The organism is Paenibacillus naphthalenovorans (assembly GCF_900099895.1).
GTDB lineage: Bacteria > Bacillota > Bacilli > Paenibacillales > NBRC-103111 > Paenibacillus_G > Paenibacillus_G naphthalenovorans.
Map to the genome: position 1 here is coordinate 18,982 of NZ_FNDY01000041.1, position 15,713 is coordinate 34,694.

Here is a 15,713-nt window from a genome sequence, read left to right on the forward strand (position 1 = left end):
TGCCAGCTCACTATTGTCGCACAGCCTTACCTTAAGTAAATCGAAACCGTTTCTTCTTATGTATCCCGGACAGCAGTGGCCGGATCACTTTGACGCTTTCAATGCTGCCGTTAAAGAGCTTCAAGCACTGGCATATCAAAATTTGGGCACAAAATCAGTAAACAGAGGTGATTTGGAGTTCACATTAGAGCTCGATATGAAATTCGGGGGACAAGTGCATGTGAAGCGAATCGTATCTCCTCTTCTTCGGATTGAATCCGTGAAGGACGCGGATCTGATTTATGCCACATTCATTGAGTCCTACAAACGAAGATTCAGTCCGTTTTCACTTAATGTCGAAGGAGGGGTCATTATCGAGGCGTTTACCTTACATGCTTCAATTCCGCGAGAAGCAGCGGAGCTGCCAACGTTTCCTCCCGCTTCTTCCGGTCCTTCTCGCGCGTTAAAGGGAAGAAGGGATGTCTTTTGGATTTATGAAAAACAGTGGATGTCGACGCCGATCTATTCCTTTGATTTGCTAAGTGCAGGTAACTTGTTAGAGGGTCCGGCTATTGCTGAAGGTGCGTATACGACCTATGTCATCCCACTGGGATACCGGTTTTCATTGGACCGCCATAAAGCCGGCATCATTGAAAAGGCATGACATGATTTTTAGCTATACATAGGGGTGAACCGGATGACTATCGTCGATCAAAGAGAGTTATTGGGATGGTTAAAGCCTGAAATTCCGTCGGATTATGAAATCAATTGCTCTGAACGTATTGACGATGTAGATTACGCGGTCTATAAGCAAAAATTGAATCTAATCCTGTCGGAAGCCATGGATATGTTCGTTCGGTGCGGGATCTCCGACTTGGCCATGGCCGGAGACGTCGGTGTTGCATTGTTCACGCCGGAGGGGGATTTGGTCGCATGTAACGTAGGAAGTTATTTGCATGTGGTAAGCTCTGTGTTTCCGATTAAATATATCATGCGAAAATTGCGCCACAGTCAAGGAATGACCGTTCGGGGAGGGGACTTCTATTTCTGCAATGATCCTTTATACGGAGCCGTACACAATGCGGATCAAATCGTTATGATGCCTATCTTTCATAATGGTACGTTGGTAGCTTGGACCGGAGCGACCGCGCATACGGGAGAAACAGGGGCGACAGAACCCGGCGGCATGCCCGTTACAGCGCGCAGCCGATTTGACGAAGGGATGAAGATGGCGCCTTTCCGAATCGGGGAGCGTTATCAATTGCGGCCGGATTTGCTTCAGATGATGGAGAATTATGTATCGCGATCCCCTCGTACCTTCATGATTGAGTTAAGGGCACGGGTAAGCGCATGTGACCGAGTGCGAATTCGGATTCAGGAGCTAGTTCAAGCTAAAGGAGCCGTTTTTTTAACCGGATTATTCCGAAAAATTTTGGTTGAAGCGGAGACCAGTGCAAGAGCTCGGATTCGAGGATGGAACGACGGAATTTATCGAGCAGTGACGTTTACCGACAGTATTGGCTTGGAAGAGGGCTTGCAGCGCGTTTCGCTCACGTTGACAAAGTTCGAAGACAGCCTCGTCTTCGACTTCAACGGCACCTCTCCCGAGCATGAAGGCTCGTATCATGCCTTTCCGCATGCTACTGCGGCGCATGCCGCCATTTATTTATTCGGCTGGCCGTTTTACGACCTCCCGAGATCGTCGGGCACGCTGGCCTCCTGCGAATTTAAATTTGCGCCAGGAACAGCGCTTTCTCCGAGTTCCGAGGCAACTACCTCGAATTCCGTCATGATCGGCAGCGCCGTCATGTCGCTTTTGCCGAACTGTTTTAGCAAAATGATGTTCGATAGTCCCCAACGGGAATTGGTAAGCGCTGCCATGGGAAATACAGGTTCCGGCTATGTCATTTCTGGCTTGAGCCAGTGGAACGTACCTTTCTCCGATATGCTGGCGTATCCGCTCAACACGGAAGGCGGAGGCGGGAAGGCGGATTCCGATGGGGTCGACGCGATGGGTTTTCCTTGGTGCCCCTCGGGCAGAGCATCCAATGTAGAGGATGAGGAGCACGATTATCCCATTATATGCATTACGCAGAAACTGGCGCGCGATAGCTGCGGCTTTGGTCGATACAGGGGCAGATCCGGAACGCAGATGGCGGTTACGCCGCACCATGTAGAGCACTTGGCACAAATGTCCATTTCCAAAAATTCGCGCCTTCACACTACACAAGGATTGTTTGGAGGCTACCCTCCTCGGGTGATTCCGGGAATCGTTATTCGAAATACCGATTTATTCGCTCGATGGCAGAAAGGCGACCAAGAGATTTTACATGACATCCACGATCTGATCATGAACCGAAGCCTTTCAGGCGAATACATGCTTACTACGCATTATCGTCCCGTTCAACTTTTGAAACGGGGAGATATTTTCGTTGAATTTTCCTCCGGGGGACCTGGCTATGGAGATGTTTTAGAGCGAGAGGCTCACAGCGTGCTGGCCGATATCAAACAAGGTATCATTTCCGAATGGGTTGCGGATCAGGTGTATCTGGTATCGTACGACCCGCTTACCTTTGAACTGGATGACGAACGGACGACGGAGCGGCGAAAAGAAGCAAGGGCTTATCGTTGTCAAAAGGGATTGCCTTACCGCAGATTTATGCGTGATTGGGAGAAGCTTCGGCCTTCGGAGGAGTTATTGCGTTACTATGGGAATTGGCCGGATGCTTCACCGAATCGAGACGTTATCCGCATGTGATTAGCCGATGGGGAGGGGAAGAAGCCGTGCTCGCCTATTCATATGATTCGTTGGGAGAACAATGGAGCCGTCAAACGCGGTTATCGGAGTTATTAAAGGATGCTGTGAAGGTCATATCCGGTATCTGCGGCAGCCCCTGCGTTGCGATTGTTTTTCGAGAACCCACGGGTAAAACGATATTTCAATTTGAAGGTCCTCTTTCGGAGCCTACTGTATCGGATCTACGTCGTTGGTTGGAGAGAGGGAGCTGGGAATATGCAGAATATGGAGCGGAAGAGGTAACTAGGGAATTTGCTTCCGGATTTCAGCTTGGCATTCGAGCGTGCGTGACCATCCCCGTCGATCGGCATGGAGATTTGAGCGGAATGATCGGGCTGTTTTATGATGCTAAGCCGCCATTACAACGGAAGATGCTTGAAGACTTATCGGCCCAATTGTACCTGGCGGCCAATCGTTGTTGGCTGTACCAACGCGAAAGGCAGATGGTTAACCTCCTGCAGGAAACCCGTAATGAAGCGGCAGAGCTTAAACGCAAATATGATCGGCTTTTCACGCTTCAAAAACAATTCGCAGATCTCAATGCAGTCGTGGATGGCTTTGATCCCATTGTCGGAAAGCTTGGCGAGCTTCTGAAAGAGCCGATCCTTCTATTGGATAAAGATCTGCGATTATTGGCGTCGTACACGCCACCCGTGCCTTTAGAGACGGCTTGGATCCGGTCTTTGGAGGAGCGTCGATTGGACCCGGCTTTCGCCGATCGTCCCTCTTTTCAGCATGCAATTCGGCGGGTACAGTCGGGAGATATGATCCCCGTTACGTTGGAAAGCTCATCCAACGGCGCGAGGGAGCTTTATTGGTTAGCTGCTTTGCAGAGCGGATCGAGTGTATGGTGTTATCTGTTGTGGAGGGGTGTGCTTCCACCTTTACCTAAAGAGACTGCCCATACGATTCAAATGGCGGGAGTAGCTCTGACACTTTCCTATTTCTACCAATTCGAACAAACGCTGCAGCAACGGCCGTCCTTCCTGGAAGCCTTTCTCGCGGGACAGTACTCCAGTACGGAATCGGCCTTGGAGCAGGCACGGCTGCAGGGCTGCGACATCCAAAAGATGAACAAAATCATCATCATTGAACCGGAGAAGACAGACAGAAGCATGAGTGAACTGAGATCGCTGATCGAGAGTGCTGCAGGCGGAATGAACTGTGCCTTTTATTCGGGAGTATATGCCGAGACGATTGTCATTCTTCTTGATTTCGATGCGGATGAGAAGGCTGTATCCAAGGCGATTTACGATCGTTTGCGGGCCAACGACATTCCGATCTTGCTGGGTGTAAGCCGTTCATTTCGGGATGTGGAGGATCTACGAAACGCTTTCGACGAAGTTCGTCGAAGCTTGGCACTCTCACGGAAGTGGGGAAAGCACAATACGGTCGTTTATTACGAGAGCCTAGGCGTATACCGGTTGCTGTTGAACACGGATCGAGCATCATTAGAGGATACCATTCATAAAGCGATGGGGCCGCTCTTGCGCGTTGAAAAGAAACAATCCGACGAATTGCTGTCCACATTAATGCATTATCTTCGCACCGGCGGAAGCATTCAACAGGCGGCGGAGCTTTGTTTCGTTCATATCAATACAGTGAAATACAGGCTAAAACGAATTTCGCAAATGCTGGATGCTGACTTAAGCCACCCTGACGAACGCTTCAAGCTGGATTTCGCACTGCGTGCAATGGAGATATTGGAATTATAGGCGGAATTTACACGACGAGGCTTATGCTAGTGACTGACGAAGACTGCTTGGTGAAATAAGACTGATGTCTCAAACAACCCTTCCCGGTAAGATGTCGGAAAGGGTTGTTTTTGTTTCAAAGAAGTTTATACCTTGGAGACAGCGGTAATTGTACTTCAAGATATCTATGAAGAAATCGCGCCGAAAGGTAGGATGTAAGCGTATTCAAATACAACGCCTTTGGGAGGTGCAGTATGCGTTATACAGTCGATATCGACATCGGCGGAACGTTGACAGATGGTCTGTTCAGCGACGGCCGGCAGGTTATCGCAACGAAAGTGGATACAACTCCACATGATTTTACCGTTTGTTTTTTTGAATGCATTCGAGAGGGAGCCAATCGTCTTGGTTACGAGAGCCTGACGGATTTTTTTGCCGATGTGAAGGTTATTCGTTGGTCAAGTACGATCGCAACGAATGTACTTGCGGAGGGAAAAGGGCCGAAGCTTGGTCTCCTCATCAGCGAAGGTCATGGAACGGATCTGTACGGTAATGGAGTAAGTCCGGCGATAAATAGAGTACTGTCACCTGAGAACATCACACAGATCAGCGAGCCGATTTCGGAGGAAGAAGTTCTTCGCAAAGTAAGAGCGCTTCTCGAGCAAGGGGTTCGGCGCATTTGCGTCAGCTTGAAGGGCGCCTTCGAAGACCCGTCTATAGAGCAGCGTATTAAGAAGCTCGTGGATGAGCAGTTCCCTGACCACTATTTGGGTGCTGTCCCCGTCTTGTTAGGAAGCGATATTTTGCACCACCCGGACAGCCAGACAAGAACCCATCTGTCTCTCATCAATTCGTATGTGCATACTCCGCTCGCAGTAGCTTTGTTTAAAGCGGAGGACGAACTTCTTCTTCAGCACAAATATCGCAAGCCGGTTTATATCGGTCACGTGAATGGCGGGGTAGCGCGAGTAGCAAAGACGAAGGGAGTGGATACAACCGAATCCGGTCCGGTATTCGGACTTCACGCAGCGTCGTATTTTGCCAAGCGATACGGCTTGGATAAAGTGTTGTCTGTTGATGTAGGCGGTACGACGGCCAAGATCGGACTGATCCTTAACGGGGAAGTCATCACCGTCCCGAATGGTGATTTGTTCGGTATTCCACTGAAAACGCCGTGGATCTTGCTTCGTTCCATCGCGCTTGGCGGAGGTTCCATTGCCCGTGTAAAGAACGGCAGGGTAACTCTCGGTCCAGAGTCAATGGGCGCTTACCCCGGACCTGCGTGCTATAACCTTGGCGGCGAATCCGCAACGCTTACCGATGCGTTTCTTGTCTCCGGTGCGATGAATCCGGACCGTTTCTTAGGCGGACGCCGGCGGCTTCAGATGGAGCAAGCGCGCAGAACGATTCAAGAGCAGGTGGCCGGTCCGCTCAATATCAGTATTGAAGCAGCGGCTCAGGCCATTGTCGAGAGAGCGATGGAGATGGTGACCGACTGCTGCAACGAAACGCTCAAGGAATACGGCTATACAACGGAAGGTTTCAGCTTGTTCTCATTCGGCGGTAACGGCTCCAACTTCGCCTCCGGCGTGGCCGACAAGCTGAACCTGAAGAACGCTTACGTATTCGGTCTCGGTCCCGTACTTTCCGCTTTTGGCTCCTCTGTATCCGACATCTGTCACATTCACGAGGAATGGCCGTATCAGCCGCTGAACAAAGCTTCGGTTCAAGAGGTGTATAAGCTCGTTGCACTCGGCCAAGAACGCGTGCTCCGCGATTTGGAAGGCGAGGGCTTGTCTGCCGCCGACGCGGAATTGAGCGTGGAATTCATCATTGCAAAGAACAGTGACGAATCGGAGGTCATTCAGCTCCCCATCGAGAAAGCGTTAAACGGAGGGTTCCAAGAAATCGCTGAAAGCCGTTCGGGCTCGACGCTCGAACGTGTCTCGGTCAAAGGGTTGTCCCCGGTATCGAAGTTTGAGCTGCCGCACGTGGATATAAGCTCGCAGCGAGCGAAAACGGACCAGCGCCGCACCATGCTGTGGCCGAAGCAGGCCGATCATGCGCCGATTTACGATTGGGAGCAGCTGCAGAGGGGAAGTTCGTTCACAGGTCCGGCTTGTTTAGAGTCCGAAACCGTTTCTTGCATGGTCATCCCGGGCTGGGGTGTCCAGATTGACGGATACGGCAACGCCGTGTTCACCAAAGGAGGCGCGTAAGTCATGAAGCGATTGATCATTACCGAATACTTGGATATCGATCTCGAATCAGAGATGTGGCACTGCAATCGATGCGAGCACGCTCTGATCTCTGCCCGCAAAAATTACAAGGAAGGTCTGCTGGTGTATAACCGTGATCCAAGGGAGGTACACAAGGAGGTTATCGAGGGAGAGTATACGTTCTCTCCGGATCCGAACTGGATGCGCATATTGGAGTTTTATTGTCCGGGCTGCGGTACACAGGTTGAGACGGAATATTTACCTCCGGGGCACCCGATCACCCACGATATCGAGATCGATATCGACAGCTTGAAGCAGCGTCTTCAGAAAGGTGAATTGGAAATCCACGATAAAAGGCTGGTGAGCAGGATATGACGAATCCAAACGCAGCTCGCAATACGATTGACGTAGACGTAGGCGGTACGTTTACCGATATGGTCATGACCTATGACGGTACGCAAATTTTCCGCAAAGTGCCGACGACTCCCTATGATCTATCGGTTTGCTTTATTCAGGCGATTGAAGAAGGGGCGAAGCACTTTGATAAGACAGCAGATCAAATTCTCCCGAATTTCGATATCGTTCGGTATTCGACGACCGTTGCCATGAATCGTCTCATTGAGCGAAAGGGTCCGCGTCTTGGTTTAATTACGACCGAAGGTCATGAGGATGCGGTTCACATCGGACGCGGCGCACAGTGGATCGACGGCACGCGCCTAGCGGAAAGGCGTAACCTGCCGATTCAACAGAAGCCGCAGCCGATCGTCGATCGTGAGATGATCGTCGGGGTGAAGGAGCGGATCGATGCAAAGGGCAAGGTCATCCGACCGCTGGATGAAGACGACGTCCGCCGCAAGGTTCGGACGCTCGTCGATCGGGGGGCCCGTGCCTTCGTCGTATCGCTGCTGTGGTCGTTTGTCAACCCGTCGCACGAGAAGCGGATCAAGGAAATCATTCGGGAGGAGTACCGAGAGTACCACGTTGGTTACTTACCGGTCATTTTGTCACACGGGGTCGTGAGCCGATTAGGCGAATATGAGCGAACAAATACCGCGATACTCGACGCCTACCTGCAGCGTTCCATGCAGATCGAGCTGTCCGGTACTTGGGATAAATTGCGCGAGAAAGGGTACCGCGGGCCGTTCATGATGGTGCATAATACCGGCGGCTGCGCGGACGTCTTCAAGACGACGGCGAGCAAGACATACAACGGCGGTCCGGTATCCGGCCTTGTTGGGGCGCAGTTCGTTGCGGACAAAATTGGGATCAAAAACGCGGTCACGGCCGATGTTGGCGGCACAAGCTTCGACATCGGACTCGTGATGGAATCCAGCGTTCGAAACTATGAGTTTAATCCGGTCGTCGATCGCTGGATGGTGAGCGCGAACATGCTGCAGTCGATTTCGATCGGCGCAGGCGGCGGTTCGATCGCATGGATCAATCAGCAGCTGGGCAACCGTCTGGAAGTGGGACCGCAGTCTGCAGGTTCATACCCTGGACCTGTTTGCTATAACCTCGGGGGCACCGAACCAACGGTGACCGATGCGGATCTGGTGCTCGGCTACCTGAATCCGGATTATTATTTCGGCGGCCGAATGAAGCTGAATAAGGCAACTGCGGAACGTGCGATTCGCAAGAAGATAGCGGAACCGCTAGGTCTTTCCGTCATGGAAGCCGCTTCCTTAATCCGGAGGCTCGTTGACGAGAAGATGGCTTCCGCCATCCGCAAAGAGGTGGTACTGCGGGGCTATCGCCCGGACGACTTCGCGATCTTTGCGATGGGAGGCGGCGGCGCAACGCATGCGGCGGGATATAAGGATGAGATTCCGAAGGTCGTCATTTTCCCATACTCACCTGTATTCTGCGCATTCGGTTCATCGATCATGGACACGATGCACGTGTATGAGACGTCGAGAAAGATGCCGTTCATCGCTCCGATGACGGAGCAGCCGGCGCTTGACTTTGAAGAATTCAATACGACGGTGAACTCTTTGCTCGAGCAGGCGAAGAAGGAGCTTGACGCGGAAGGGCTCGATACGAACAAGGCTGTCTTCACGCTGGAGCTGGATATGCTCTACGGCGGACAAATCAACTCAAAGCGTACCTCGACGCCAGGTCTCCATATTACGAATGACGAGGATCTCTGGAGGTTTTATAAGCAGTTTGAAAAAGAATTCAGCGAAGCGTTCAGTCCGCATGTCATCAACCTGTCGGGCGGCGTATACATCGAATCGTTCGTATTGAAGGCAGCCGTACCGTCCCAGCCGTTCCATCTTCCGGTACTTCCTCCGGCAACGGTGGGCAAGGAGATCGCGTTGAAAGAGCATCGGTCGATGTACTGGCCGGAGCTGACGGATCATGCGGAATCGCCGGTGTACGATCAGATGAAGCTGCAGCCGGGTCACATCGTGAACGGACCGGCCGTTATTGAGTCCGAATATACGACTGTCGTCGTTCCGCCGGGGCTTAAGTACAGCGTTGACCCCTACGGACTTGGCATCATGGAACGGGATGAAGAACGTGTGCCGGCCCTCTCAGGTACGGCAGCGAATCAAGGATAAGGAGGCAAGTCGATATGCCAATGCCTACACCGGAACAGAAACTGACCATGATTAAAATGGAGCCAGCTACGCCCGAAGAAATTGCGGCGATGGAGACACTCTCTCCAGGGGATTACGAAATCGGCTATCAGCGGACGAACGATATCGTAGATGAAGCGTTAGAGGTATTCCAGCGTTCCTCGCGTTCGAACATGGGGGTGTCCGGCGACGTTATGCTAGCGATCTTTACCGCGAACGGAGATTTGGTCAACTCCGCGGCGGGCACTTATCTTCACGCCATCATTCAGCCGATTATTATCAAATACATCATTAAGAATTACAGTAAAAACCCGGGTATCAACGACGGCGACGTCTGGTTTGCAAACGACGCGCTCTATGGCGGTATCCATAACCCGGACATGGTTTGTATCACGCCTGTGTTCCACAACGGCAAGCTGATCGCTTGGACCGGAGCGGCGAGCCATATGACCGAGACCGGAGCGATTGAGCCGGGGGGAATGCCTGTATCCGCAACCTCGAGGTTCGAAGAAGGGCTTGGTCTCCCGCCTGTGAAGATCGGAGAGAATCACGAGCTTCGGGAGGACTGGATTGAAGTGTTCACGGCATACGGCATTCGCGCGCCGCAGATGATGGTGACAGATTTGAAGGCGCGGGCGACGTCTGCGGACCGGGTACGAACGCGCCTGATCGAGCTTGCGGACCGTGAAGGCACTGAATTCGTCGTTGGCCTGCTGAGAAAAATGCTTGAGGTGGCTAAGGAAGGCGCGACAAAACGTTTGGCATCCTGGCCGGACGGCAAATTCCGCTGCGTTACGTTCTCCGACGCGGTAGGGGTAAAGCACGGCTTAATCCGCAATGCGTCACTGACGCTTGAGAAGAAAGGCGACAAACTGATCTACGATTTCACGGGGACGTCGCCGGAAAACTATTCAAGCTATCATGCTCATGTGCAGGCTGTTGTCGGTCACGTGGCCAACTACATTTATTCCTACGTGTTCTATGATTTGCCGATCTCGAGCGCCACGTTTGAGCCGATCGAGTTTCGCATTCCGAAAGGAACCATTCTGAATCCGGATCCGAAGGCGGCGACCTCCAATGCGGTCATGATCTGTACGGGCGTCATGTCCGCCAGCGCGAATGCGTTCGCCAAGATGATGTTCTGCACGCAGGATGCCGACAAGGTTGTAGCCTCGTCCTCTAATGCCGGCAACGCGATGGTGATCGCCGGCTTGTCACAATGGGGCTTGCCGTTCGCGGACATGATTGCCTACTCGATCAACACGGAGGGCCAGGGCGGTCGCCCCGCGCTCAAAGGGATGAATGCGTTCGGGTTCCCGTGGTGCCCTTTCGGCCGCGCTCCGAACGTAGAGCTCATGGAGAACGAATTCCCGCTGCTCATTCCGCTCTCGCAGCACTGGAAAGATTCTTGCGGCCATGGCAAAAACCGCGGTGGCGTCGGCACCGCTCAGATGTGGGTTGCGCACCAAGTCCCGCAAGTATTCTTTATGGCAATTGCCGACAACTCGAAGGTACAGACGCCGCAAGGTTTGTTCGGCGGGTATGCGCCTTGCACAGTACCGGGCATCGGCATCCATAATGCGGATGTCGTGCAGAAGATGAAGGAAGGAACGAGTCATCGTCTGGAAGTGAAAGAAACACTGACGGAGCGTTGGATTGAAGGCAGCTGGGAGATTGAGTTCTTCGGCCGATCCGCTCGCCCCTATAACGAAGGCGACGTGATGGCATACGGCTTCTCCGCAGGCGGCGCCGGCTACGGAGATCCGCTTGAAGCCGATCCGGAATCGGTCGGAGAAGACGTCATCAACCAAATTATCACGAATGAAACAGCCGCCGAAATGTATAAGGTCATCTTTGATGAAAGGGCGCATAAGGTCGACGTGGAAGCGACCAACCGTCTCCGGAACGAGGAGAGAGCCGCTCGCCGAGGCCGCGGCAAACCGTACTCTGCATTCATTAAGGAATGGGAAAAGTTAAAGCCTGCGGAAGAAATCTTGCACTCTTTCGGCTCCTGGCCGGAAGGTCAATCGACCGACATGATGATGAGAATGTAAGAAGGAGGCACTTGACTCATGTCCTCTCCTAAAGAATTGTTGAATACCGTATTGACGGGCGGACGGGCGGGGCGGAAGCTCCTCGCCCCGCTCGTCTGCGCTGCGGCCGGCGAAATGGCGGGTCTCTCGCCCAGGGAATTTTTGAGCAATTCGACCAAGATGGCTAATACGCTGCGCGATTTGCAGCGGGCGCTGGGGCTGGACGTGGTCGTTGTGGAATCAGGATCGAACATCGAGTGGGAAGCGTTCGGGGCGCAACTGGATTGGTCGGTATATCCACCTCGTCCGAACTCCTATCCGTTCAAGGGCGATCCCGCCCTCGCCTCTGGGGGGCGGATGCCTGTGCTGGTAGAGACGGTCAAGCGGTTGAAGCAGATGCTCGGAGACAAAGCGGCGGTGGCCGTGGCACTTCAAGGGCCGCGGCGGATTTCGGACGCCGGGGGTGTCGCGCTGGACAAGGCTGCAGATGCTGTGCTTCGCATGGCTCGCGTGGTGTGCGAAAGCGGCGCAGATTTGATTTGGCTGGCAGAGGCTGGCGAGCACCCTCCGCAGGATACCGACGAATACCTCGCTGTAACGGCGCCGATCTGGGGGACGATTCGATTTTATCAATCCATTCCCGCGCTGCATCTGGCCGGTTCCGCCGATCTTTGGCTCGATACGGTGCTTGATGCGGACAGGGGCGTCATCCCTTGCATCGACCCGATCCATTCTCCGAAGTTTTCGGATGCGCTGAAATCCGTGGGCACGTACGGGGCCATAGTAGGTAACGATCCGTTAACACCGGATAAGGCGGCTGCGCTGCGCGCATTTGCCCAGGAACCTGGTTGTCTGCTCTTTACAAGTGAATCGGATTGGTTCGGGCGAGTAACGGCACGTGAATTTCAAAGCCGCGTCGACCAATGGAAAATGCTGATTAATCCATAATCAAGGAGGTGTGATCCGATGGATCGGATCTATTGGGCCCCAGATCTGGAAACAAGCGTACCGGGTTCGCTTCATTCACTGGAGGAGAGCAGATTGCGCCAGCAGCTTTCTTGGGTGTTGAAACATTCGCCGATGTACCAAGAGAAGTTCAAGGGAATCGATGCAGAAACGTTCAAGCTTTCCGATCTTGCTAAGCTTCCCGTTACGACGAAACAAGAGGTTCGAATGAGTCAGGAATTGTATCCTCCGCTTGGCGGTCATGCGTGCGTCGACTGGAAACAAATCGGACGCATTCACGCGAGCTCGGGCACTACAGGGAAGCCTACGCTTGTTGGAGCGTCGGCGCGAGACCGGGAGATGTGGCGGGATCTGGTCGCCCGCTGCATGTGGGCGATGGGCTGCCGGCCCGAGCACCGGGCTTGGGTGCCGTTGACGTTCGGTTGGTGGATCGCAGGCTTAAGCTTTTATGAAGGCTTGCAGCATCTCGGGGCGGCGGTGCTTCCGAGCGGAAACAACGAACCGGCGCGAACGCTGAGCGTGCTGCAAATCACAGGCGCCGACTTCGCGATCTCCACCCCTTCGTTTATTACTTATTTGGCTCGGCTTGCCCAAGATGAGCTCGGTCTGGATCCTCGATCCATAGGGCTCAAGAACATTGGTTTGGGCGGGGAGCCGGGTGCCGGCTTGCCCGACGTCCGACGCCAAATTCAAGAAACGTGGGGCGCGAAAGTATACGACTGCATGGGAACGGCAGACTTTTGTACTGTCATTTGGAGCGAATGTGAATGCCAAGACGGCATGCATTTCTTCGGTCAAGGCTATATCATTCCGGAGCTGCTCGATCCGCTCACTGGAGAGGTGATCGAGGCGAAAAAGGGTGTAGTCGGTGAACTGCTGTATACAGCTATTCATCGTGAGTGTACTCCGTTGATCCGGTTTAAGATTGGAGATCTTGTGGAAGTGGTGGGCGACGGAACGTGTGATTGCGGTAGAACAGGCATACGGATTAGCTGCGTAGGCCGGGCGGACGACATGCTGATTGTACAAGGTGTAAATGTATATCCGTCCGCCGTAGCGGATGTCGTTTCTTCCTTCAGGCCGAGGACCACTGGGGAAATACGGATATTTGCGGACGGAGCAGGCCCGAACGTACAGCCTCCTGTACGAATTCAGGTAGAGTACGAACCCGATGCGGGAGAATTGGAAGCATTAAAACTCGACATAGAGCTCGCGATCCGCCAGAAGCTAGTGTTCCGAGCCCATATCGAATGGGTGGAAAAAGGTGCATTGGCTGCGCAGGGCGGGATGAAACGGAAGCTTGTCGAGCGCCCAAAAGTTTCTTCGCAATAACAGCTTCGCAAGTGATTAAGAAGGTCGCGACACCGAACGATCTCGTTGGTCGGCCTTCTTAATCACAATCGACGATGCAGCTTTTATTACTGGATTATGCTGTTGATGGCGGAGTGGCGAAATACGCGAAACGCATTCCCTGCGTACTGCAGGGGAAATTCCATATCGGAGGAGGAAAGGCATGGTGAACCGCGAGGTGTATTTGATAGACGGGGCGCGCACCGCCTTCGGGGATTTTGGAGGCACCTTTAAGGATGTCTCTGCTATAGAACTTGCAGTGGAAAGCGCTAAGAAAGCGATGGAAAGGGCGAATGTGGCTCCTGAAGAGATCGACCAGGTCGTCCTCGGGAACGTCATTCAATCGAGTACGGATGCGATTTATATGGGCCGGCACGCTGGATTAAAATCGGGCGTGCCCAAGCACGTGCCGGGCCTGACAGTCAATCGCCTATGCGGCTCGGGCTTGCAGGCGATCGTGAATGCGGCGCAATCGATCATGCTTGGTGAATCCGACTTGGCATTAGCCGGCGGAGCGGAAAATATGAGTCAGGTGCCGCATGTTGTTCGAGGCGCCCGGTGGGGCATTCCGCTGGGGAAATCAACGATGGAGGATTATCTGTGGGAGGCGCTTTACGATCCTTATGGCGATTGTACGATGGCGATGACAGCAGAAAATCTTGCCGTCAAATATGGATTCACCAGAGAAGAAGTTGACGCCTTTGCCCTCCGCAGTCATGAGAGAGCGTTAACGGCCATCGAGAAGGGTGTTTTTGCGGAGGAAATTGTACCGGTTATCATAAAATCTCGTAAAGGCGATACGGTGGTGAATCAGGATGGGCATCCACGGAAAACGACCATGGAGGCGCTGGCAAAGCTGCCTGCTCGTTTTACGAAGGACGGGGTCGTCACAGCCGGCAACGCAAGCGGTATCAACGATGGTGCAGCCATGACGGTCATCGCATCGGAGGATGGCATCAAAAGAAGCAACCTGAAACCCATCGCTCGATTAGTTTCATGGGGAATTGTCGGCGTAGAGCCGAAAATCATGGGCATTGGCCCGGTAGAAGCGATTCGGCAAGCACTTAAGCGTGCAGGCATGTCTATACAGTCTCTGGATCTGATCGAAATCAATGAAGCCTTTGCCGCTCAATACTTATCGTGCCAGAAGGAGCTTGACTTCGATCCGGAGCTCGGCAACGTGAACGGAGGGGCCATCGCGATAGGGCATCCGCTTGGGGCAAGCGGTGCGAGAATTACATTGTCACTTGTGTACGAGCTGCGGCGCAGAAACAAGAAATTTGGCGTATCATCCCTTTGTATTGGCGGGGGGCAAGGCATCGCGGCAATTTGGGAGCGAGTATGAGGCGGACCGTGTAGAGGAGGGCACGATAAATCCAGTAGAGAGAAACGTATGTTCTAACAAATCCTTGTCATCCGATGGATCAGCATGAAAGTGAGCTGCTCCTGTTATTATTTTTGCAAATGAATCGTGTTGGCTTGACATGATAAACTCGAAGCGATATTATATGTGAAAAATAAAAGCTGTAATCAAGGGCAAGAATTCTTAACGAGATCCGACCAGAGAGAGAGAGGTCATCGGCTGAAAGCCTCTTCGGTGATCCTAAGGATTTACCACCTTGTAGCTGCGATATGGAAATCAGGGTTAACATCCTTGAGAGTAAACTTCGCCGGGTATTCCCGTTATAGAAACGAATGAGGACTCGCTTCTTTGCGAGTCAAATTAGGGTGGAACCACGAGCGCACTCGTCCCTTTCGGACAAGTGCGCTTTTTTGCGTTCAAAATAAAGATCAAATGGATGACGGAGGGTTTCTAATGGCAATAAAAGTGACACTACCCGATGGAGCCATTCGGGAATACGAACGCGCACAACTATTGAGCAAGTGGCGGAGTCCGTCAGTGCAAGATTGAAGAAAGAAGCCGTGGCAGGAAAAATCAATGGCAAGCTGGTCGATGTAAACCAGCCGATTGAAGAGGATGGTCTGGTCGAAATCATTACACTGTCAATATGCTGTGAAAATGTCACCATAACTCATCTGTAAAAATGTCACTTTGTTAATTTGGGCAGCCGCCCGTTCAAGTGACTTGGACGACT

11 protein-coding genes and 1 other annotated feature are annotated in these 15,713 nt (G+C 52.8%); all 11 genes read left to right on the top strand.

The window, feature by feature from the left end; translation table 11 throughout:
* Positions 1–58: 58 nt before the first annotated feature.
* The 11 genes from BLT35_RS27695 to BLT35_RS27700 all read left to right on the top strand — a co-directional run bounded on the left by BLT35_RS27695 (position 59) and on the right by BLT35_RS27700 (position 15,660).
* Positions 59–643, top strand: a complete 585-nt coding sequence (locus BLT35_RS27695; RefSeq protein WP_254777653.1) for a hydantoinase/oxoprolinase family protein — start codon at positions 59–61, stop codon at positions 641–643.
* 33 nt (positions 644–676) lie between these two features.
* Positions 677–2,737, top strand: a complete 2,061-nt coding sequence (locus BLT35_RS23570; RefSeq protein WP_074729912.1) for a hydantoinase B/oxoprolinase family protein — start codon at positions 677–679, stop codon at positions 2,735–2,737.
* Entirely contained in the window at positions 2,734–4,491 is a 1,758-nt protein-coding gene (locus BLT35_RS23575; protein ID WP_175472049.1) for a PucR family transcriptional regulator, read from the top strand. The genes BLT35_RS23570 and BLT35_RS23575 overlap by 4 nt, the downstream gene beginning before the upstream one ends.
* 233 nt (positions 4,492–4,724) lie before the next feature.
* Positions 4,725–6,689 (top strand): hydantoinase/oxoprolinase family protein, encoded by a 1,965-nt coding sequence (locus BLT35_RS23580; protein ID WP_074729914.1) that lies wholly within the window; start codon positions 4,725–4,727, stop codon positions 6,687–6,689.
* 3 nt (positions 6,690–6,692) lie between these two features.
* On the top strand, positions 6,693–7,064 hold the full coding sequence (locus BLT35_RS23585) for an acetone carboxylase subunit gamma (RefSeq protein ID WP_054818571.1): 372 nt from the start codon (positions 6,693–6,695) through the stop codon (positions 7,062–7,064).
* Positions 7,061–9,250 (top strand): hydantoinase/oxoprolinase family protein, encoded by a 2,190-nt coding sequence (locus BLT35_RS23590; protein WP_074729915.1) that lies wholly within the window; start codon positions 7,061–7,063, stop codon positions 9,248–9,250. The genes BLT35_RS23585 and BLT35_RS23590 overlap by 4 nt, the downstream gene beginning before the upstream one ends.
* Positions 9,251–9,264: 14 nt before the next feature.
* Positions 9,265–11,322 carry a hydantoinase B/oxoprolinase family protein gene (locus tag BLT35_RS23595; RefSeq protein WP_074729916.1) on the top strand — a complete coding sequence of 686 codons (2,058 nt, stop codon included), beginning with the start codon at positions 9,265–9,267 and terminating at the stop codon, positions 11,320–11,322.
* 18 nt (positions 11,323–11,340) lie between these two features.
* The gene (locus BLT35_RS23600; RefSeq protein WP_074729917.1) at positions 11,341–12,249 is read left to right on the top strand and encodes a uroporphyrinogen decarboxylase/cobalamine-independent methonine synthase family protein; all 909 of its coding nucleotides are present in this window, start codon (positions 11,341–11,343) and stop codon (positions 12,247–12,249) included.
* An 18-nt stretch (positions 12,250–12,267) separates the two neighbouring features.
* Positions 12,268–13,599, top strand: coding sequence for a phenylacetate--CoA ligase family protein (locus BLT35_RS23605; protein ID WP_062408327.1), 1,332 nt, complete (start codon positions 12,268–12,270; stop codon positions 13,597–13,599).
* A gap of 181 nt (positions 13,600–13,780) precedes the next feature.
* Positions 13,781–14,962: an acetyl-CoA C-acetyltransferase gene (locus BLT35_RS23610; RefSeq protein WP_175472050.1), complete on the top strand. Its 1,182-nt coding sequence runs from the start codon at positions 13,781–13,783 to the stop codon at positions 14,960–14,962.
* A 172-nt stretch (positions 14,963–15,134) separates the two neighbouring features.
* Positions 15,135–15,374: a binding site (T-box leader), on the top strand.
* A 127-nt stretch (positions 15,375–15,501) separates the two neighbouring features.
* A complete protein-coding gene (locus tag BLT35_RS27700) occupies positions 15,502–15,660 on the top strand; it encodes a TGS domain-containing protein (protein ID WP_254777652.1) in 159 nt (52 codons plus the stop codon).
* Positions 15,661–15,713 lie beyond the last annotated feature (53 nt).